15 protein-coding genes and 1 pseudogene are annotated in these 19861 nt (G+C 73.5%); 8 read left to right on the forward strand and 8 right to left on the reverse strand.

Annotated features, from left to right (window positions below):
* Window positions 1–9 precede the first annotated feature (9 nt).
* The 3 genes from thiE to AC3EQ1_RS28045 all read left to right on the forward strand — a co-directional run bounded on the left by thiE (window position 10) and on the right by AC3EQ1_RS28045 (window position 2769).
* Window positions 10–648, forward strand: coding sequence for a thiamine phosphate synthase (gene thiE / locus AC3EQ1_RS28035; RefSeq protein ID WP_432097145.1), 639 nt, complete (start codon window positions 10–12; stop codon window positions 646–648).
* Between the two features lie 249 nt (window positions 649–897).
* The gene (gene metF / locus AC3EQ1_RS28040; protein ID WP_432097121.1) at window positions 898–1815 is read left to right on the forward strand and encodes a methylenetetrahydrofolate reductase [NAD(P)H]; all 918 of its coding nucleotides are present in this window, start codon (window positions 898–900) and stop codon (window positions 1813–1815) included.
* Between the two features lie 30 nt (window positions 1816–1845).
* Window positions 1846–2769 carry a hypothetical protein gene (locus AC3EQ1_RS28045; protein WP_432097122.1) on the forward strand — a complete coding sequence of 308 codons (924 nt, stop codon included), beginning with the start codon at window positions 1846–1848 and terminating at the stop codon, window positions 2767–2769.
* 184 nt (window positions 2770–2953) lie between these two features.
* Here AC3EQ1_RS28045 and AC3EQ1_RS28050 read toward each other — a convergent pair whose 3' ends face one another.
* The 4 genes and pseudogenes from AC3EQ1_RS28050 to AC3EQ1_RS28065 form a co-directional block, all read right to left on the reverse strand.
* Window positions 2954–4516, reverse strand: a complete 1563-nt coding sequence (locus AC3EQ1_RS28050; RefSeq protein ID WP_432097123.1) for a phytoene desaturase family protein — start codon at window positions 4514–4516, stop codon at window positions 2954–2956.
* A 469-nt stretch (window positions 4517–4985) separates the two neighbouring features.
* Complete coding sequence (locus tag AC3EQ1_RS28055) at window positions 4986–5591, reverse strand: TetR/AcrR family transcriptional regulator (protein WP_432097124.1); 606 nt, start codon at window positions 5589–5591, stop codon at window positions 4986–4988.
* A 47-nt stretch (window positions 5592–5638) separates the two neighbouring features.
* On the reverse strand, window positions 5639–7726 hold the full coding sequence (locus AC3EQ1_RS28060; protein ID WP_432097125.1) for a YhgE/Pip family protein: 2088 nt from the start codon (window positions 7724–7726) through the stop codon (window positions 5639–5641).
* Between the two features lie 448 nt (window positions 7727–8174).
* A pseudogene (locus AC3EQ1_RS28065) lies at window positions 8175–8960 on the reverse strand (ATP-binding cassette domain-containing protein); the annotation flags it as partial.
* Between the two features lie 318 nt (window positions 8961–9278).
* Here AC3EQ1_RS28065 and AC3EQ1_RS28070 point away from each other — a divergent pair.
* The 3 genes from AC3EQ1_RS28070 (at window position 9279) to AC3EQ1_RS28080 (ending at window position 11669) form a co-directional block, all read left to right on the forward strand.
* Window positions 9279–9734 carry an SAV_6107 family HEPN domain-containing protein gene (locus AC3EQ1_RS28070; RefSeq protein WP_432097126.1) on the forward strand — a complete coding sequence of 152 codons (456 nt, stop codon included), beginning with the start codon at window positions 9279–9281 and terminating at the stop codon, window positions 9732–9734.
* Window positions 9735–9820: 86 nt separating this feature from the next.
* Window positions 9821–10582 (forward strand): methyltransferase, encoded by a 762-nt coding sequence (locus AC3EQ1_RS28075; protein ID WP_432097127.1) that lies wholly within the window; start codon window positions 9821–9823, stop codon window positions 10580–10582.
* 679 nt (window positions 10583–11261) lie between these two features.
* On the forward strand, window positions 11262–11669 hold the full coding sequence (locus tag AC3EQ1_RS28080) for a DUF3040 domain-containing protein (RefSeq protein WP_432097128.1): 408 nt from the start codon (window positions 11262–11264) through the stop codon (window positions 11667–11669).
* 808 nt (window positions 11670–12477) lie between these two features.
* Here AC3EQ1_RS28080 and AC3EQ1_RS28085 read toward each other — a convergent pair.
* The 4 genes from AC3EQ1_RS28085 to AC3EQ1_RS28100 all read right to left on the reverse strand — a co-directional run bounded on the left by AC3EQ1_RS28085 (window position 12478) and on the right by AC3EQ1_RS28100 (window position 18124).
* Window positions 12478–14955, reverse strand: coding sequence for a transglutaminase TgpA family protein (locus AC3EQ1_RS28085; RefSeq protein WP_432097129.1), 2478 nt, complete (start codon window positions 14953–14955; stop codon window positions 12478–12480).
* On the reverse strand, window positions 14952–16295 hold the full coding sequence (locus AC3EQ1_RS28090; RefSeq protein WP_432097130.1) for a DUF58 domain-containing protein: 1344 nt from the start codon (window positions 16293–16295) through the stop codon (window positions 14952–14954). The genes AC3EQ1_RS28085 and AC3EQ1_RS28090 overlap by 4 nt, the downstream gene beginning before the upstream one ends.
* Entirely contained in the window at window positions 16295–17293 is a 999-nt protein-coding gene (locus AC3EQ1_RS28095) for an AAA family ATPase (protein ID WP_432097131.1), read from the reverse strand. The genes AC3EQ1_RS28090 and AC3EQ1_RS28095 overlap by 1 nt, the downstream gene beginning before the upstream one ends.
* A gap of 273 nt (window positions 17294–17566) precedes the next feature.
* Complete coding sequence (locus tag AC3EQ1_RS28100; RefSeq protein WP_432097132.1) at window positions 17567–18124, reverse strand: beta-class carbonic anhydrase; 558 nt, start codon at window positions 18122–18124, stop codon at window positions 17567–17569.
* Window positions 18125–18500: 376 nt separating this feature from the next.
* Here AC3EQ1_RS28100 and rsmH point away from each other — a divergent pair, with 376 nt between their 5' ends.
* On the forward strand, window positions 18501–19457 hold the full coding sequence (rsmH, locus tag AC3EQ1_RS28105) for a 16S rRNA (cytosine(1402)-N(4))-methyltransferase RsmH (protein ID WP_432097133.1): 957 nt from the start codon (window positions 18501–18503) through the stop codon (window positions 19455–19457).
* Window positions 19454–19846 (forward strand): cell division protein FtsL, encoded by a 393-nt coding sequence (ftsL, locus tag AC3EQ1_RS28110; RefSeq protein ID WP_432097134.1) that lies wholly within the window; start codon window positions 19454–19456, stop codon window positions 19844–19846. Before rsmH ends, ftsL begins: the two co-directional genes overlap by 4 nt.
* Window positions 19847–19861: the final 15 nt, after the last annotated feature.

Raw genomic sequence — 19861 nt, forward strand, 5'->3', positions numbered from 1 at the left:
ACCACCGCCGTGACGCAGCTCGAAGGTGCCCGGCTCTATCTGTGCACCGACGCCCGCAAGCGCCAGGGCGACCTCCCGGAGTTCCTCGACGCGGTGCTCGCCTCCGGCGTGGACATCGTCCAGCTGCGCGACAAGGGCATGGAGGCCCGCGAGGAGCTGGAACACCTGGAGGTGTTCCGGGACGCCTGCCGGCGGCACGGCAAGCTCCTCGCGGTGAACGACCGGGCCGATGTCGCGCACGCCATCGGCTCCGACGTCCTCCACCTGGGCCAGGGCGATCTGCCCGTGCCCGCCGCCCGCGCCGTCCTCGGCGACTCCGTGCTGATCGGGCGCTCCACCCACGCCGAGGCGGAGGTGGCGGCCGCCGCCGACGAGCCCGGCGTCGACTACTTCTGCACCGGCCCCTGCTGGCCGACCCCGACCAAACCGGGCCGTACCGCGCCCGGCCTGCCGCTCGTCCGCTACGCCGCCTCGCTGCGCCCCGCACGGCCGTGGTTCGCGATCGGCGGCATCGACGCGTCCAACCTCGACGAGGTACTGGACGCCGGGGCCCGGCGGGTCGTCGTGGTCCGCGCGATCACCGAGGCGGACGACCCGGGGGCGGCCGCCGCCGACCTCGCCAAGCGGGTGCGCGCCCGCGACGCGTGAGCGAACGCGCCACGTGGGCGACGGCTGCGGGTGAGCGACCGCTGCGGGTGAGCAAGGCCGGCGACTGGGCGAAGGCCGCCGGATGGATGAACGCAACGGGTGAGAGAACGCGACCGGTGGGTGAACGCGCCGTGTGACCGACGTGGTCAGTGCGCGTCACCGGCCCAGCATGTGGACGGGAGCGTAGCGAATCGGTCATATCGTCGGCTTTGATTGGGGCTCGGCCCGGCCGATGGATAACCTGCCGGTATGGCCCTCGGCACTGCTTCCACCCGCACGGATCGCGCACAAACGGTCCGCGACCTGCTTGCCTCGGGCAAGCGGTCCTTTTCGTTCGAGTTCGCCGCACCCAAGACCGAGAAGGGCGAGCGCACGCTGTGGAACGCCATCCGCAGAATCGAGGCGGTCTCGCCGACCTTCGTCTCCGTGACCTACGGCGCGGGGGGCTCCTCCCGTGAGGGCACCGTGCGGGCCACCGCACGGATCGCCACCGACACCACCCTCACCCCGGTGGCCCATCTGACCGCGGTGAACCACTCGCTCGCGGAGCTGCGCAACGTCATCGGGCACTACGCCGACGCCGGGATCCGCAACATGCTCGCGCTCCGCGGCGACCCGCCCGGCGACCCGATGGGGGAGTGGGTGCGGCACCCCGACGGGGTGGAGTACGCGGCCGACCTGGTGCGGCTGATCAAGGAGTCGGGCGACTTCTGCGTCGGCGTCGCGGCCTTCCCGGAGATGCACCCGCGCTCGACGGACTGGGACAGCGACGTCCGGCACTTCGTGGACAAGTGCCGGGCCGGAGCGGACTTCGCGATCACCCAGATGTTCTTCTACGCGGAGGACTACCTCCGGCTGCGCGACCGGGTCGCGGCGGCGGGCTGCGCCACCCCGATCATTCCGGAGATCATGCCGGTCACCAACGTCCGGCAGATCGAGCGGTTCGCCCAGCTCAGCAATGCCGCGTTCCCTCCGGAGCTGGCCGACCGCATCCTGGCGGTCAAGGACGATCCAGCGGCTGTACGCTCCTTGGGGATCGAGTACGCCACGGAGCTGTGCGCGCGGCTGATGTCCGAGGACATTCCCGGGCTGCACTTCATTACCCTGAATCACTCCACGGCGACGCTGGAAATCTACGAGAATCTGGGGCTGCATCAGCAGTCCTGACGGCCGGGAAGCGGCGGAATCGGGGCGGTAATGGGCTGGACGATCCTCTACATCGCGTTCGGCATCGTTGCGCTGTGGCTGCTCGGTGAGGTGCTGCTGCAGTACAAGGCGCGTCTGCGCTGGCGGCTGCTGGCCTTCGTCGGGTTCCTCGGCGTGGTGATCGGCGTGCTGATGCCGTCGGTGCTCGTGATCGCGGTGGGCGCCATCGCCTTCGCGATCGGGCAGACCTACGTCACGCTGTCGTTCCGCAGCGGCTTCTCACGGGGCTGGGCCCTCAAGGGGCTCGGCCGCTTCGGCCGGACCAAGGACGATGCCCCCTCCGCGGAGCCCACCCTGGAGGTCTCGGACCTCCAGGCGGTGGACGGCCACGAGGAGCAGGGCTCCCCGGAGGTCCACCAGCCGCAGCCGATACCCGAGGAAACCGGCCAGTACGGCATCTACGGCAGCGAGGCCAACCCCTACGGCCGGGAGTCCTACGGCCGGGAGTCCTACGCCGGGGACGCCGGCTACGACGAGTCCGTCTTCACCGCCGGAGCCCCCGGTTACGGCGCCACGGCCTACCAGGAGCCGGGGTACGGAGCGGAGCCGCAGAGCCCCTACGCAACCTACGGCGACTACGGCCAGAACCCCCAGCCCGACCAGGGCGCCTACGCGGCGCAGTACGACTACGGGAACGCGCAGTACGCCGCCTACTCCGACCCCTACGGCGCGGCGGGTGCCCCCCAGGGCTACGACCCGTACGGCGGCTACGGCGGCCAGCAGCAGTACGACTACGGCACGGGCCAGTACGCCGACCCGTACGCGGCGGCCGGACAGCAGCCGCACCCCGAGACCCCGCCCGGCGGCGTGTGGGTCCCGCAGCAGCGCGAGGACGGCCAGGCCACTCCCGAACAGGACGAGCAGGCGTACTACCAGCAGGGTTACCAGCCCGGCTACGGCGAGTACCGCTACTGACCGTCGGCTGTCGACCGCCGACTGACGACCGCCGACCGCCGACTGGCGGCCGTCGGCTGCTGGCCACCGACCGCACCGACGGCCGTGCCCCGGCCCACCGTCGGCTGCACCATCGGCCGTGCCCGGTCGGTTCAGGCGCCCGGACCGGGCCGGACGACGGCCGTCCGGCCGCCGCCCGCGGCCGTCACTGGGAGCCGCGCCAGTCGGCCCCTTCCACGATGAGCCCGGCGACCAGCGCCCCCGACATCCCGGCGTGAGCGAGCCCGCCACCGGGGTGCGACCAGCCGCCCACCAGATGGAGCCCGGGAATCCGGGTGGTGTTCGCCGGGCGCAGCTGCTGCCCCCCGGCCCCGGCCAGTACCGGGCCCGGCACCGAACCGCCCTCCGCGCCGGTCTGCGCGGCCGTGTCGGCCGGCGTGCGCACCTCCCGCCAGAGCGTCCGCTCCCGCAGGCCCGGTATCGCGGCCTCGGCGATCGCCACGACCCGGTCGGCACTGTGCCGGACCGTGGTGTCGTCCCGCCAGTCCACCGGCCCGTGCGGCGGCACCGTGACGGACAGCGTCACCGCCTCGTGCTCCGCGTCGGGCACCAGGGAGCGGTCGTCCGGCCGCAGCACGGTGACCGTCGGGAACTCGCAGAGGCTCTCCTGGAGCGTGGGCTCCGGATCGAAGAGCCAGCCCAGCTCCTCGCCGCGGTCGGCCGAGTGGATCACCGTCCGGTGGGCCACCCCGCCCGGGCGGGCGCCCCGCAGGGCCAGACAGACCGTCAGCCGGCCCGGCACCCGGGCCCGGGCAGCCGGGTCCGGCTGCTTGTCGCCCTCCTGCCACAGGGCCCGGCCCCGCCACGGTGACCCCGCGGACCCGTCGAGCAGCTGAGCCGGCAGCGACGGGTCCACTCCGGCGACCACCTGGTCCGCCTCCGCCACGCTGCCGTCCGCCAGCTCCACGCCCGCCGCCCGGCCGTCCTTTTCCGGGATGCCGATGACGCCCGCGCCGAACACGAACTCCACCCCGCGGGCCCGGCAGCGCTCGTACAGCGCCTCCGCCAGGGCCCGCATGCCGCCCTCGGCGTACCAGCAGCCGAAGGTCTGCTCGATGTACGGCAGCACCGTCGCGCTCGGGGGCGCGGACACCGGGTCGAAGCCGTGCGCCAGCGCGTGGCTCTCCAGCAGAGCCACCAGCCGTGGGTCGCGCAGCTCGCGCCGGGCGACCGTGGCCAGGGTGTCCGGCCGCTTGCCGCGCCCGAACAGCCCGCGCCGCCGCACCGCCGGATACGGGTCGCGGCCCAGGACCTGCCAGTCCTGCCACAACGGCTCCTCCAGCAGCGGCCTGCGTGTCGCGTCCCAGACGTCCCGGGCGCGGTTGATCAGGTCGCTCCAGCGCTCGCCCGCACCGGCGCCGAGGGCGGTGTCCAGCGCCTCGACGACCCCTGCCCGGGAGGCGTTGGGCAGCGCCACCGAGGTCCCGTCGGGAAAGAGGTGCCGGCTCGCCGGATCCACCTGGGTGAGCCGGACGCAACTCTCCAGCGGTTCCTTGCCCGTCTTGACGAACAGATCGCGGTACACCGCGGGCAGCCGGAGCAGACCGGGCCCGGTGTCGAACCCGAAGCCGTCCCGCTCCAGGCGCCGCACGCCACCGCCGAAGGTCTCCGTGCGCTCGTACACCGTCACCCGGTGGCCTGCCACGGCCAGCCGGGCGGCGGCTGCCATCGCGCCCGTCCCGGCGCCGATCACCGCAATCCGTGCCATGGACCAGACCTTATCCGCCGCCACCGACAGCCCTGCCCCGGCCCGGAGGAGGGCTCCCGCGGATCTCTGGGCAGGAGTGCGCAGCCCTGAGTACCCGTACTCAGGACGGGAGATGAGTAGCGGCGCGGATGGGCCGCGGCCCCTCCGGACGGAAGAGTGGAGGCCACGGAAGGGGCGCGGCGCCGGCACCGCCGACACGGGGCGGCGGAACGGCGCGGCACCCCGGCCGTACGGGGAGCGTCACGGGGGGAACGAGGCGCTTCACCGGAAGGGGGACACGGGGGACGACGGGGGAAGCGCTGTCCGTCGCGGCTCGGGGGGATCGAGCCGCGACGGACAGCGCATTTCTGTGCATTTCTGTGTTCGGCCGGCCGGCGCCGGACCGCCGCCGGCGGCAGATGCGCCGCCGGGGTCGCTCCGGCGCCTCGCAGCACCGGAGCAACCCCGGGGACCGGCCCGCGGCCGGGAGTCAGTCCCGGCTCAGCCTGCCCTGGAAGAGCCGGGTGAGCGCGGCGTGCACATCGTCCAGCGACCGCTCCGGCTGGAACGCCTGCCAGTCCAGCGCGGCCACCAGCACCATGCCGACCAGCGCGGCGGCGGTGAGCTGCACATCGATCTCCTCGGTCAGCTCACCCTGCTCCACGGCCTCCCGCAGGACGTTCTCCACCACCGCGACGACCTGCTGCCGGACCACCATCAGGGTGGACTGCCAGGCCCGGTTGGTGCGCCACAGCTCCGCCACGTACAGCTGGGTGAACGACGGGTAGCGCTCGATGAAGCCCAGCCCGGCGCGGATCATCGCGTCCAGGGCGTCCACCCGGCTGCCGCCGAGTGCAGCGGTCTCGTCCGCCGCACGCTGCAACGACGTGGTGAGCAGCCCCACGCCGTGCCGCAGCAGTTCCTCGAAGAGTTCGGTCTTGCTCGCGAAGTTGTAGTAGACCGTGCCCTTCGCGACCCCGGCGCGTTCGGCGATCTCGTCCACCGTGGTGGCGGAGAAGCCCTTCTCGGCGATCAGGGTGACGGCCGCCTCGTAGAGCTTGGTACGCGTCGCCTGGCGGCGGGTGCTGGTGTCCATGCCCACGATTCTCCTCGGGATGCCGCCCGCGGGAGCGGCGACCCCGCTCACAGGCTCAGCTCCGGGTGGAGCCGGTCCAGCGTCCAGACCTGCTTGCGGCGGGCCGACCACGCGGTGAGCGCGAGCGCCCCCACGGTGTAGGCGGCCAGCACGGCCGAGCCCAGCCAGACCTGGTCCAGCCCGCCGCCGGTGATGAGCCGGCGCAGGCCCTCCACGACGTAGGTCATCGGCAGGAACGGGTGGATGGCGTTGAAGAAGCCGGGGCTGGTCTGCACCGGGTACGTACCGCCGGCCGAGGTGAGCTGGAGCATCAGCAGTGCCAGCACCAGGATCCGGCCCGCGGGCCCGAAGCGTGCGTTGAGCCACTGCACGATGGCCGCGAAGCAGACCGTGACCAGCGCCAGGAAGCCGATGGTGCCGCCCGCGCGGGCCATCTCCAGACCCAGGCCCCAGTGCAGTACGGCCATCAGGGCGCCCATCTGTGCGATGCCGAGGACGGCGACCGGCAGCCAGCCGGCCAGCGCGATCCGCCAGGCGGAGGCGCCCGCGGCGAGGGCCCGCCGGTTCAGCGGCTGGATCAGCATGTAGGCGACCATCGCACCCACCCACAGCGACAGCGGGATGAAGTACGGGGCGAAGCCGGTGCCGTAGTTCGGCGCCTTGTGCATCGAGTTCGAGGCGAGCCGAACCGGGTCGGCCATCACCTCGGTACGGGCGTCCCGCTCCTTCTTGCCGTAGTCCGGGATCTGCTCCGCGCCGTCGTGCAGGCCGCCGGCGAGCTTCCCGGAGCCGTCGGCGAGCTTGAACATGCCGCCGTTGAGCGAGTTGGCGCCGGTGGACAGCTTGCCGATACCGGTGTCCAGCTCGTCGATGCCGTTGCGGGCCTTGCCCGTTCCGGTGTGCAGGGCGTCCAGACCCCGGGAGACCTTGTGGGCTCCGGCGTTGAGGGCGTTGACCTGCTTGACGCCGCTGTCGATGTCCTTCCAGAGCGTCGGGGCCCGGTCCGCGAGCTGGTCGGCGATGTCGTGAATGGTGTTCAGGTCCCGGCTGAGCTTGTCCAGCTCACCGTTCTTGTTCTGCACCAGCTTGTCGACCGCCGCCGCGGCCTTCGCCGCCTTCTCGGCCGCGTCCGCGGCCTTCTTGAGGTTCGCGCAGGACGTCTCCGGCAGCAGGGCGCTCGTGCACCGCTTCTCGTAGTCCTGGGCCAGGTAGTCGGCGGCCTCGCGGCTGTCCTCGGCGACCTTCTGGGTCGTGGTCGGGGAGGGCAGCTCGTCGAGCCGGCCGCGGATGGTGAGGGAGGCGTCGGCGACGATCCGGGAGTACCGGCCGATCTCGGCTCCGTGCTCCTTGAGGAACGGCTCGACCGCCTTGACCCGCTGTGCCTTGTCGGCGAACTGCTGGGTGCCGTCGGCGACCTTGCCGGACCCCTCTTCCAGCCGGCCCGTGTTGACGTCGATCTTGGCGAGGCCCTCCTTGAGGGACGCGCTGCCCTTCTTGGCGTCGGCCAGGCCCCGGGCCAGGTCCCCGGAGCCCTTCTTGGCCTTGCCGATGCCGCCGTCGAGCTTGTCGGCGCCCTTGGCGGCCTTCACGGTCTTCCCGTGGATGTCCGAGAAGGCCACGAAGATCTTGTCGAGGAAGCTGCGTGAGGACTTGGTCGAGGCCGCCCGCCGCACCTCGGAGAAGACGCTGCGGGATATCTGGCCGACGATGTAGTTGTTCGAGTCGTTGGTGCGCACCTGCAGGGCGCCGGTCTCCGGGTGCTCGCCGGAGCTGGAGACGACCCGCTTGCTGAAGTCGCCGGGCACCGTCATGGAGAGGTAGTACCTCCCCTCCTCGACACCCTTCTTCGCCTCCGCCGGGCTCACCTCGTGCCACTCGAAGGTGTTGCTGTCGCGCAGCCCGTCGACGATGTCGTGGCCCGCGGTGACCTTCTCGCCCTTCGCGGTGGCACCCCGGTCGCTGTTCACCAGGGCGACCGGGATCTTCTCCAGGTGGCCGTACGGATCCCAGAAGGACCACAGGTAGAGCGCCCCGTAGAGCAGCGGCAGGAGCAGCAGGGCGACGAGCGCCGCCCGCGGGAGCTTCCCCCTGCCGAACCGCTTCAGCTCAAGCGCGGCCAGTTTCGGCGAGCGCATCGGCCGCCCCCTCTTCCTTCTCGTTCCTGGTCGGTTGCGCCTCGGCCGGCCGGTCCTCGCCCGGTTCGTCGGCGGTCTGTGCCGGTGTCCGGCCGGTGTCCTCGGCGGCGGCCCGGTACTCGGTGGTGGCGCGGTCCTCGGTGGCGGCCGGCTCCTCGGTACGGGTCGGCTTCTCGGTACGGGCCGGGGAGGCCGGTCCGTCCTGCTCGGCGGCCTTCTTCGCGGTCTTCTTCGCCGCGCCCTTCCGCGGGGCGCCCTGAGCCCCGTCACCTGCCGACGACGCCCGGTCCTCGGCCCGGTCCTTGGTCAGGTCCTTGGGCCGGTCCTTGGTCAGGTCCGCTGTCCGGCCCTCGGGCCGCGAGGCGTCCTCGCCCGTCCGCCCGTCGGCCGTCGCGGTGGGCTTCGCCTTCCGCTTGCCGACCCGCTCGGAGCGGAAGGTGCTCTTCCCCGCGCCGTCCGGCGCCGCGTCCCGCCCGGCGGGCCGCTCGCCGCGGCCCGTGGAGACGACCAGCGCGTCCTCCGGCGCCTCGCTGCACACGGCCAGGACGGTCGTGCCGTCGCCCGCCACGTCCCGGAGCATCGCCCACGCCTGCTCGCGCTCGGCGTCCGAGAGCTTCAGGTCGGTGTCGTCCACGGCCAGCAGGCGCGGACGGTTCATCAGTGCCAGGGCCACGGACATCCGCAGGACCTCCAGCCGCTCCAGGTCCCGGACGGCCGTCCGGGGGCCCTTGGGCAGCGACTCGAGGTCCAGTCCGGCGGTCCGCAGCGCCGCGTCGATCCGGCGGCGGCCCTCGGCCGCGCGCTCCGCGCGGGGGCGCAGCAGCTCGCGCAGCGAACCGCTGAACCGGCGCTGCAGCAGCGCCCGCTCCCGCAGATGCTCGGCGACCGTCAGTGCGGGATCGAGCTCCGATACGCCCGCAACCGGGCCGAGCGCGCTGATCCCGCGCACCGCGGCCATCTTCTTCGGCAGTCGCAGACCGGCGATGTCGGCGTGGCCGGCAGTGGCACGCATACGTCCGGTGAGTGCGAGCAGCAGACAGGTACGGCCCGTACCCGAAGGCCCCTCCACGGCGATGAGCGCGCCCGGTTCGGCAGTGATGTCGATATCCCGGAACGCCCAGCCGCGGGGGCCTTCGAGGCCGAGCCCCACGGCCGTGACTGCCGCCCCGTGCGGGGTGCTGTCCACGAACCCTCCCCTTTTGAACTGACTGGTCAGTGCAAAAGTATGGCCCATACCTCGAGCGCACCTCAACTCGGGGTCCACAACGGGAGAATCCGCAGCTCAGAGCGGATTGTCAGTGGGTGGCCGGACGATGTGGGCATACGGCATGCAGCCGTTCGCGACGACAGGAGGTTCGCCATGGCTCGTACGCCCGCCCGTCGCCCGACCGCCCCGTCCGAAGGCAGTGCCCCCGAAGGCGGTGCCCGCGGAGGTGACGCCCCCGAAGGCGGTGCCCGCGGAGGCGGTGCCCATGAAGGAGCTGCCGCCCGCCGTCCCGTACCGGGGCGGCGGCGCTCCGGCCGCCCCGGTTCCGCATCGGTGGGGCCGGCCGTGGACGTCCATCCCGTGGTGCGGCGCGCCACGGCGCCGCCCGAGGCCCTCGGCCTGCTGTCCCAGGCGCGGCAGGGCCTGGCGGAGGCCCGGGAGCTGGAGATGCCGAACGAGCGCTACGCCACCGCACATCTGGCGGCCCTGCGCACCGCGGCGGCCGTGCTCGCCGTGCGCGGCCGCCCCGAGGAGACGGCGCGCCGCCGGCAGCGCATCCGCAGCGCCTGGGAGGTGCTGCCCGAGGTGGCGCCCGAACTCACCGAGTGGAGCATGCTGTTCGCCTCCGGCGCCGCCCGCCGTGCCCGGGCCGAGGCGGGCATCCGGGACGCCGCCGGCCGCCGGGACGCGGACGACCTGATACGGGACGCCGGGATGTTCCTCCGCATCGTCGAGCGGCTGCTCGCCCTCCGGCCCGCCCTGCCGCATCCGCGGGCGGGGGCCCGGCCGGACGCGGGATGACCTCGGGAGGCAATAGGGTGGGAGCCGCTTGCACCAGTTCGCTTTCCCGCCGTCCGCGGCGGTCCCGCGCCGAGGAGCCACCCGCTGTGTCCGACCCGATGCGTCCCCGCGCCTCTCTCCGTACCGCAGTGGTCTGGGAGGTGCTCCAGGAAGCCCTGGACCGCAGGGTGAAGGCCGCGGGCCGGGAAACCCTCGACGTCCTCGACACCGGCGGCGGCACCGGCAACTTCGCGGTGCCGGTCGCGCTGCTCGGCCACCGGGTGACCGTGGTCGACCCCAGCCCCAACGCGCTGTTCGCCCTGGAGCGGCGGGCCGCGGAGGCCGGGGTCGCCGACCGGGTGCGCGGCGTCCAGGGCGACGCCCACGGCCTGTTCGACGTCGTCGAGCGCAGCGCCTACGACGCCGTGCTCTGCCACGGGGTCGTGGAGTACATGGACGACCCGGCCGAGGGCGTGCGGAACGCCGTGGCCGCCCTCCGCCCGTCCGGCACCCTCAGCCTGCTCGCGGCGGGCCTGGGCGGCGCGGTGCTGGCCCGGGCGCTCGCCGGGCACTTCACCGAGGCCCGGCACGCCCTCTCCGACCCCGAGGGCCGCTGGGGCGAGGGCGACCCGGTTCCGCGCCGGTTCACCACCGACCAGCTGACCGACCTGGTCTCCGCGACCGGGCTGGCCGTCGGGGCGGTGCACGGAGTCCGGGTCTTCGCGGACCTCGTGCCGGGCGTCCTGGTCGACACCGAGCCCGGCGCGGTCGAGGCGCTGCTCAAGCTGGAGGAGGCGGCGGCCGAACTCCCGGCGTTCCGCTCGGTGGCCACCCAGCTGCATGTGCTGGGGGAGCGCGAGGCGAGCTGACACGCCTGGCCCGGGCTCTGCCCGGGTTGTCGGGCTGGGCTGGGCTGTCGGGCCGGTTGTCCGGTGGGGGCTGGTGCCGGGTCGGCGGGGTCCGACCACTGCCTTCGGTCCCCGCTCCGGTCGGGCCCGCACCGCACTCCGTCCTTCCGCACCGCGCCCCGTCCTTCCGCTCCGGCTCGGCCCGCCCCGTAGGCGGACACAAGGGCGTCGGCCTGGCGCGCTGTCGTGGGGGTCTCGCTTGCCCGCGGAGACTTTCAGCCGTCCGCGTCGCCTGCCCGGACGGGCGGCGTCGGGCTCCCCGTATGCGCCCGGCGATATGGCCGGAATCCGACTGGTGCATCCGGGGACGGGACTCCAACGCAACCCGCGTCGTGGGCAGGAGTGTCCGGCCCCCGCCGGTCGCCCCGCCGCCGCGCTCGTATCGCACACGCAGCGCACGCGGTTGCGTGCAGTGGGCCACACGCCACCCGATCAGCCGCATGGCCCCGTATGATCGGGGGACACGGTCCGGCATGACGGACGGGAGGCCAGGGAATGCACGTCCCACCACCTGTGACGCCAGGGCGGCCCGGAATGGCGAATTGGCGCAGAGGGGCGGGTTTCACGGGGGCGAATCCCTGCCTATCCTGAAAGCGTCGCACCCCGGTCGCCCCCCGCGACCGACGAGTAGGAGGACTCCGTGCCGCTCTCGGAGCACGAGCAGCGAATGCTCGAGCAAATGGAGCGAGCGCTGTACGCAGAAGATCCCAAGTTCGCGACAGCGCTTGAGGGAAGCGGGCTGCGTACGTACACCCGGCGACGGGTCTACCAGGCGGTCGCGGGCTTCCTGGTGGGTATCGCGCTCCTCATGGCCGGAATGGTCGCGCAGCAGATCTGGGTCAGCGTGGTGGGATTTCTCGTCATGCTCGGGTGCGCAGTGCTCGCGGTGACCGGTTGGCGCAAGGCCCCCAAGCCGGGTGAGCAGGGTGCGGCAGCAGGCGGCCAGGGTGGCGGTGGCGCTCAGCGCCGTCAGACCCGCCAGCGCCGGTCGGTGATGAACCGTATCGAGCAGCGGTGGCAGCGCCGCCGCGACGAGCAGGGCCACTGACGGACGTCGTGGCGCCGGTCGACCGACCGGCGCCGACAACATCGCGTCCCACGGCCGGTTCTCCGCTCCGTCCTCCGCTCGGTACGCCACGAGCGCACCCAAGCCCCCGTCGGCAGCGTCGTGGAGACGCCTGCCCTCCGCAGGATGCCGGTTCCGCGTCGCCGGATGACTGCCTGGTGGCGGAGAGGTCTGCCCCGCGGCTCCGCTGCCTTGCCCGAGCCGTTTCTCTCGGAGGGAATCCTGACCTGACTCCGGGGAAACCCATTCCGGTTCCTGGGAAACCTGCCCGGCTTCTGGAAACCGAGTCCGGGCAACCCCCGCTGTTACGAGGCTCCTGCCGATTGCCGACCTGACCGGAACGCCTCTGCGCGAGCCCGGGGCACGGGGTACGGAGTACGGGGTCCGGACAGATCTCAGCAGATCTCCGCAGAGCCCCACCAGCGTCCCGCAGAGCCCCAGCAGCGTCCCGCAGAGCCACGCCGAGGCGATCGCCGCCCACCAACCCGCTCGCCCGCTGCCCGCCCCGATGTCCGGGGGACGCCGCCACGCCCCAGCCTCAGGAGCACGCCCGACGCCGGACACACCCCGTCCGCTCCGGGGCTCCGCGTGCTCCCCGGCTCGGGTTCGGGGGACTGTGTCACGGAACGGGCACCGGCCCGCATCCTCACGCCGCCGGGCGCGCGCCCTGGCCGGTGTCCTCATGCCGCCGGGCGCGCACCCCGGCCGGCATCCTCACGCCGCCGCTGGGCGGGCCTCACCCGCCGGCATCCTCACGCCGCCGTCGGGCGGGCGTCACCGGCCGGTGTCCTCACCCTCGCTGGCGGCCGGGGACGGCGCGCCGCAGGGTCTCCGCCCAGCGGTCCACGCCCCATCGGGCGCTCCACCGCGCGACCTGCGCCGACCGCCACCGGGAGAAGGCCCACGCCACCCGGGCCGCCGACCGCGGAGCGAGCAGGGCCCGCAGCCGGGTGCTCCGGCCCGCGGCCGAGTGCAGCCCGTCCCGGACCCGGCGCACATCGGCCGCCAGCCCGGCGGCAGGACGGGGCGCCGGTGCGTACAGCACCTGCTCCACCGCCGCCGCCACCCGGTGCGCCGACTCGGTCGCCGCGGTGTCCAGACCGCCCTGCCGGGCGATCCGGGCCGAGGCCTGACGCGGTGTCTGCGAGTCGTCCGGCACGATGCCGTAGTCCCATCCCGAGTCGATGAGCTCACGCCAGGCGGCCAGTGTCCGCTCACCCGGACCGGAGCCCGGTCCCGTCGGCTCGCCCGGACTGGAGTGTCCGTCCCGGGTGGTCCCGCCCCCGCCCGGCTCGGAAAGCCGCCGTCGCCGGACCCGCACTCGCCACAACAGCGGCAGCGCGGGCAGGCCCAGGACCAGGAGTCCCAGGGCCGTGGTCGAGAGGATGGTGCCCAGCGGCAGACCACGGTCCGTGGGACCGCCGCCCGTCTGCTGAACGGGTGCGCCGCAGCCGCCGTCGAGCTTCTTCATCTCCGGCGGGCAGCTGTCCGAGGGCGTCGGCTCGGCCGAAGGCGCCGATGTCGTGCTGGGCTGCGGCTCCGCCGGTTCGGAGGCTCCGCCGGACGGGGCCTCCTCGATGGCGTAGTCGGGCACGGTGCCCCGGGTCGGCGTGGGCTCGAAGCGGGTCCAGCCGATGCCCTCGAAGTACAGCTCCGGCCAGGCGTGGGCGTCCTTCAACCCCACGGACATCGACCCGTCGGCGCCCGAGGAGCCCGGCGTGAAGCCCACCGCCACCCGCGACGGGATGCCCAGCGTCCGGGCCATCGCCGCCATCGAGAACGAGAAGTGCACGCAGAAGCCCTGCTTCTGCTTCAGGAAGCGGGCGATGGCCTCCGAACCGCTGCCCGCCGCGACCTGCGTGTCGTAGGTGAACCCGCCCTTCGAGGCGAACCAGTCCTGGAGCCGGACGGCCTTCTCGTACGGGTTGGAGGCGCCCGAGGTCACGGCGCGGGCCTTGCGCCCCACCATGCCCGGCAGCGAGTCCGGGACCTTCGTGTACTCCTCCAGCAGCTCCGCCGGCGGCGGCCCGGCCTGCGCCAGCTGCTCCGCCGTCGGCTCCACGAGCAGGCTCGACACCTGGTACTTCGCCCCGCGGGTCGTCTGCCCCCGGTCGCCGACCAGCGTGCGGCCCTCCGGCTCGTACCGCCACCGTCCGCCGAGCCGCACCTCGGTGGCGGGGTAGGGGAGCGGAAGCCAGTTCTGCTTGTACCAGTCCGCGGCCACCAGGTTGGTCCGGACCGTGCTGGTCCGCACTCCCGGCGCCAGCCCCTGCGGGGCGGGCAGCGGCGACGGCACATCGCCGACCCGCCGCTCCGAGGGCTTCCAGGAACTGCCGTCGAAGTGGTCGAGGGCGACGATCCGCAGATACATGTCCTGCGTGGAGTCGGCGCTGGTGCGGTAGGACAGGACCTCCCGGTCCTCCGGCTGGTTCAGGCTGTTCTGCAGCGACACCAGCGGGTTCACGGCGGAGATCGTGCCGCCGCCCGGTCCGGTCTCACCACCGCGCCCCTGCCCGCCCAGCAGACCGCCGCCCAGCGACGGCAGGGCGGCCGGCACCACCAGGGCGATGCCCAGGGCCACCGCGCCGATCCGCCGCCCCGACCGCACCGGCGCGCCGGGCCGGCCGCCGGCCGGCTCCAGCCCCGCTCCGAGCCGGCTCGGCCCCCGGGGCGCCCCGCCGAACACCCGCCCCCACTGGGACAGCCGGTCCCGGCCCTCGGCGAGCAGAAGCAGCAGGTACCCGGCGGCCGCCAGCAGGAACCACAGCCAGCGCGCCCCGCCCTGGGACAGCCCGGCCGCGACGGAGTACAGGGCGAGCAGCGGCAGTCCGGCGGGCGCGGCGCTGCGGTACGTCACCGCCAGCGCGTCCACGGTCAAGCCGATGACCAGCACCCCGCCGATCAGCAACAGCCGGATGCCCCCGGTGACCGGAGCCGGTATGGCGTACTGCCCCACGTCGTCGGCGCCCTCGGCGAGCAGCTGTCCGAACTCCCGGAACGCGTCCGGCCCCGGCAGCACACCGGCCAGGGCCTGCCCGCGGGCGAAGGCCACCGTGAGCAGCAGCAGCGCCACCAGGGCCTGCGCCGCGACCGTCAGCGGCCTGGCGAGCGGCACCCGGCGGGTCAGCGCCCCGACTCCGGAGACGACGGCCAGCAGGAACGCGGCCTGGAGGATCCATCCGGTCGGCTCGACCAGCGGCAGCAGCGAACCCGCCGCCAGCAGCGTGGCCAGCGCCGCGCAGATCGTCAGCCGTCCCCGTCCGCTCATGCCCCGCTCCCCGTGAGACCGCCCACCGGCGCCCCCTCGCTCGTCCGCTGCCCGTCCGCCCGGTGCCACAGCTCGGGCAGGGTGTCCCCCGGCGAGACGGCCAGCACCGTCCAGCCCGCCTCGCGCAACAGCTGCTGCCGGTGACGGAAGGACCCCCGGCCGGCCGGCCGACTCTCCCGGGCCCAGGCGGCGTCGTCCAGGACGAACGCGACCGCGGACCCCGTGCGGGCCCGCATCCGGGCCACCACCGCGGCCTGCTCGTCGTCGAGGCTGCCGAGGAAGGCCACCAGCAGCCCTTCGCTGCCGCCGCGCAGCACGTCGTACGCCCGGGAGAAGCTCTCCTCCTCGGAGGTCTCCACCACCGCGAGCGTCTCCAGCAGCAGCCCGGCCGCCGCGGAGCTGTCCCCGCCGGACCCCTCCGGGCCCGGCACCGCGCTGCCGCAGTCGGTGAGCAGCCGGACCGAGAACCCCTGCTCCAGCAGGTGCATCGCCACCGACGCGGCGCCCGACACCGCCCACTCGAACGGCGAGTCCGGCCCCGCGCCCCGGTGCGCGCCGCGCCGGGTGTCGAGCAGCACCGTGCAGCCCGACCGCTGCGGCTGCTCCTCGCGGCGCACCATCAGCTCGCCGTACCGGGCAGTGGAGCGCCAGTGCACCCGGCGCAGATCGTCACCGGTGCGGTAGCCGCGCGGGATCACGTCGTCCTCACCGGCCAGCGCCAGCGAACGGTGCCGGCCGTCGCCGAACCCCGAGGCGTCGCCCGCGATCCGGACCGCGGGCAGCGCCTCCACCCGCGGGACCACGGTCAGCGTGTCGTGCGCGCTGAACGCCCGGGTGAGCTCGCACATTCCGAACGGGTCGCTCAGCCGCAGCTGGAGCGGCCCGAGGGGATAGCGGCCACGGAGGTCGGACCGCACCCGGTACGAGACCTCGCGCCGGCCCCCGGCCTCCACCCGGTCCAGCACGAACCGGGGCCGTGGCCCCAGCACGTACGGCACCCGGTCCTGGAGCATCAGCAGCCCGGTCGGCAGCTTCGAGACGTTGTCGACCCGCAGATAGACCCGGGACTCCGAGCCGGCCGGCACCCGTCCGGGGGACAGCCGCCTGCTGCCCGCCACCCGGTACCGGGTGCGGAACAGCACGGTCACCGCCACCAGCGGCAGCACCGCCAGCAGCAGCCCCACCCGCAGCAGGTCCGGCTGGCCCAGCACGTAGGCGCAGACCGCCGCCGCGACACCCGCCGCCAGGAAGGACCGCCCGCGCGTCGTCAGCCCGGAGAGCGCGCCCCGGAGACCGCCCCCGTCCTCGTCGCCCGCCGACGGCTCGGGCGCGGAGGTCATCACAGCCTCCGCGCGCCGGGCGCCTGGTGGCCGTACGGGTCGGGCAGCGGGGTCCGCTGCAGGATCTCCGCGACGATCTGCTCGGCGGTGCGCCGGTTCAGCTGGGCCTGCGGCGTCGGCAGCAGCCGGTGCGCCAGCACCGCCACGGCCAGTCCCTGCACGTCGTCCGGGAGCACGAAGTCCCGGCCGCCCAGCGCCGCCGCGGCCTTGGCCGCCCGCAGCAGGTGCAGGGTGGCCCGCGGTGACGCGCCCAGCCGCAGGTCGGGGTGGGTGCGCGTGGCCGCCACCAGATCCACCACATAGCGCCGCACCGGTTCGGCGACATGGACGCTGCGGACCGCATCCACCAGCTTCACGATCTCGTGGGCGTGCGCCACCGGCTGCAGGTCGTCCAGCGGTGAGACCCCGCCGTGGACGTCCAGCATCTGCAGCTCGGCCTCCGCGCTCGGATAGCCGATCGACACCCGGGCCATGAAGCGGTCCCGCTGGGCCTCCGGGAGCGGGTAGGTGCCCTCCATCTCCACCGGGTTCTGGGTGGCGACCACCATGAAGGGGCTGGGCAGCTCGTAGGTCTGCCCGTCCACCGTGACCTGGCGCTCCTCCAGCGACTCCAGCAGCGCCGACTGGGTCTTGGGGGAGGCCCGGTTGATCTCGTCCCCGATGACGATCTGCGCGAAGATCGCCCCGGGCTTGAACTCGAACTCCCGCTGCTGCTGGTCGAAGATGCTCACGCCGGTGATGTCCGAGGGCAGCAGGTCGGGGGTGAACTGGATGCGCCGGACCGAGCAGTCCATCGACCGGGCGAGCGCCTTGGCGAGCATGGTCTTGCCCACGCCCGGCACATCCTCGATCAGCAGATGCCCCTCGGCGAGCAGCACGGTCAGCGAGAGCCGTACGACGTCCGGCTTGCCCTCGATCACGCTCTCCACCGACCCGCGCACCCGCTCCGCAGCGGACGTCAGATCCGTGAGGCTCGCTCGATCGTCATAGGTGGTCACCCGGCCCTCCTCGGCCCGTCCTGTCGGACCGGAGCCTCCTCAACGGACCCGGTCCACCCCGAAAATGCGCACCGCGTCCGACAGGAACCGGTTCGGTGTCACACCAGGCATTCTTCATGCCCGTACGCCTTTACGTCACTCGGCTGTGGATAACCGCGGCCGTTTCGTCAGGAGTGACCGGCTTGCCCGGTGATCGCCGTCCCGTCGTTCCCGGCCCCGGTGTCGCCACCGGCGCGGTCACGCGGATACATACGGAGATGATCACTCAAGTGATCACGGACGGGGGTCGATTTCCCGCAGCAGGCCGGTGCCGACATCGAAGACGAAGCCCCGGACGTCGTCCGTGTGGAGCAGGAAGGGGGAGGTGCGGACGCGCTCCAGGGACTGCCGGACGTCCTGGTCGACGTCGCGGAAGGACTCCACCGCCCACCCGGGCCGCTGTCCGACCTCCATCTCCAGGTCGTGCCGGAACTCCTCGGTGAGGCTCTCCAGGCCGCAGCCGGTGTGGTGGACGAGTATGACGTGGCGGGTGCCGAGCGCCCGCTGGCTGATGGTGAGGGAACGGATGGTGTCGTCCGTGACCACCCCGCCCGCGTTGCGGATGGTGTGGCAGTCGCCCAGCCGCAGGCCGAGCGCCGCGTGCAGGTCGATACGGGCGTCCATGCAGGCGACCACGGCGACGTTCAGGACCGGGCGGGCGTCCATCCCCGGGTCGGTGAAGCCGGCCGCGTAGGTCCGGTTGGCCTCGACGAGGCGGTCGATGACCGAGTCGCCGGCGGTGCCGTTGTCGGCGGGGCGGTCGGCGGCGGGCTGAGGTGCAGATGTCGACATGGTGCCGACGTTAGCCCGCCTTCCCGCGGACGGCCCTCGGTGAGGTCGGGCATAACGAGGCCAACGCACCCGTGCTGTGAGGTAACCCACAGGGGCGAGAAGCCTGCGGCCGAACGGGTGACGAACAGTTTCCCGGCGCGCAGGCCCGTTGGTTGACCGAGGGGACGAGTGGACTAAAGTGACGCGAAGTGGGAGGCGTGAGGCTCCCCTCGGAACTGAAAACCCCGCGTGCGCTGCGCGTACGCACGGCTCGGCCTCCTCCCGCTCCCGGCGGGCTGACGCCCCTTCCCCGGCGCCAGCAGGCCACTTCCCCTTCTGAGCGGGCGGGGACCCGGCGGTGCGTACGCCCGGCGCGCGCCGGACCTGAGAGGGGCGCATGAGCGAGACCCGACATGTCCCGGTGATGCTCCAGCGGTGCCTGGACCTGTTGGCCCCAGCTCTCGCCCAGCCCGGCGCGGTCGTCGTCGACTGCACGCTCGGGCTCGGCGGCCACAGCGAAGCCCTGCTCGGCACCTTCCCCGCGGCCCGGCTCATCGCCCTCGACCGCGACCCGGTCGCCCTGAAACTGGCCGGCGAGCGCCTCGAGCCCTTCGGGGACCGGGCCACCCTGGTGCACGCCGTCTACGACGAGCTGCCCGACGTCCTCGACCGCCTCGGCGTCCCGCGCGTCCAGGGCGTCCTGTTCGACCTCGGCGTCTCCTCGATGCAGCTGGACGAGGCCGACCGGGGCTTCGCCTACGCCCAGGACGCCCCGCTCGACATGCGGATGGACCAGAGCACCGGCATCAGCGCCGCCGAGGTCCTCAACACCTACCCGCCCGGCGAACTGGTCCGCGTCCTGCGCACCTACGGCGAGGAGAAGTTCGCCCGCAAGATCGTGGAAGCGGTCGTCCGCGAGCGCGAGAAGGAACCCTTCAGCAACAGCGCCCGCCTGGTGGAACTGATCCGCAACGCCCTCCCGCAGGCCGCCAAGCGCACCGGCGGCAACCCGGCCAAGCGCACCTTCCAGGCGCTGCGCATCGAGGTCAACGGCGAACTGTCGGTCCTGGAGGAGTCCATTCCCGCCGCCGTCTCCCGGCTCGCCGTCGACGGACGGATCGCCGTCCTCTCCTACCACTCGCTGGAGGACCGGCTGGTCAAGCAGGTGTTCGCGGAAGGCGCCACCACCACCGCGCCCCCCGGCCTGCCGATCGTCCCCGAGCGCTACCAGCCCCGGCTGAAGCTCCTCACCCGCGGCGCCGAGCTGCCCACGGAGGAAGAGGTCGCCGAGAACCGGCGGGCCGCCCCGGCGCGGCTCCGCGGCGCCCAGCGCATCCGGGAGGACGTGGCGTGAAACGGGCCGTCCGCGGCAGGGCAGCGCGGCTGGCACACCTGGTGCCGGCCCGCTCCGGCCCGGCCGCCCGGACGCCGTTCGTCGTGCTCGTCGTGGTCCTCCTCGCGGGTGGCCTGATCTCGCTGCTGCTGCTCAACGCCTCGCTGAACCAGGGCTCCTTCCGGCTGAGCCGGCTGAAGAAGGAGACCACCGACCTGACGGACCAGCAGCAGGCCCTGCAGCAGGAGGTCGACGCCCACTCCGCGCCGGACGCCCTGGAGAAGCGGGCGCGGGAACTGGGGCTGGTGCCCGGCGGAAGCCCGGCGTTCCTGAACCCGGACGGCACGGCCCGCGGTGTACCGTCGCCCGCCTCGGCGGGGTACGCGCCCCGGCTCGCCCCGGCACCGTGACCCCTCCGCCGCGCC

It is taken from the genome of Streptomyces sp. bgisy100, from assembly GCF_057709105.1.

Bases quoted from the DNA above. Each gene is read 5' to 3' on its own strand.
- AC3EQ1_RS28100 (WP_432097132.1), bottom strand. From the start codon at position 18,124: ATGTCGACATCTGCACCTCAGCCCGCCGCCGACCGCCCCGCCGACAAC.
- rsmH (WP_432097133.1), top strand. From the start codon at position 18,501: ATGAGCGAGACCCGACATGTCCCGGTGATGCTCCAGCGGTGCCTGGAC.
- metF (WP_432097121.1), top strand. From the start codon at position 898: ATGGCCCTCGGCACTGCTTCCACCCGCACGGATCGCGCACAAACGGTC.
- AC3EQ1_RS28045 (WP_432097122.1), top strand. From the start codon at position 1,846: ATGGGCTGGACGATCCTCTACATCGCGTTCGGCATCGTTGCGCTGTGG.
- AC3EQ1_RS28090 (WP_432097130.1), bottom strand. From the start codon at position 16,295: ATGACCTCCGCGCCCGAGCCGTCGGCGGGCGACGAGGACGGGGGCGGT.
- AC3EQ1_RS28050 (WP_432097123.1), bottom strand. From the start codon at position 4,516: ATGGCACGGATTGCGGTGATCGGCGCCGGGACGGGCGCGATGGCAGCC.
- AC3EQ1_RS28055 (WP_432097124.1), bottom strand. From the start codon at position 5,591: ATGGACACCAGCACCCGCCGCCAGGCGACGCGTACCAAGCTCTACGAG.
- AC3EQ1_RS28060 (WP_432097125.1), bottom strand. From the start codon at position 7,726: ATGCGCTCGCCGAAACTGGCCGCGCTTGAGCTGAAGCGGTTCGGCAGG.
- AC3EQ1_RS28085 (WP_432097129.1), bottom strand. From the start codon at position 14,955: ATGAGCGGACGGGGACGGCTGACGATCTGCGCGGCGCTGGCCACGCTG.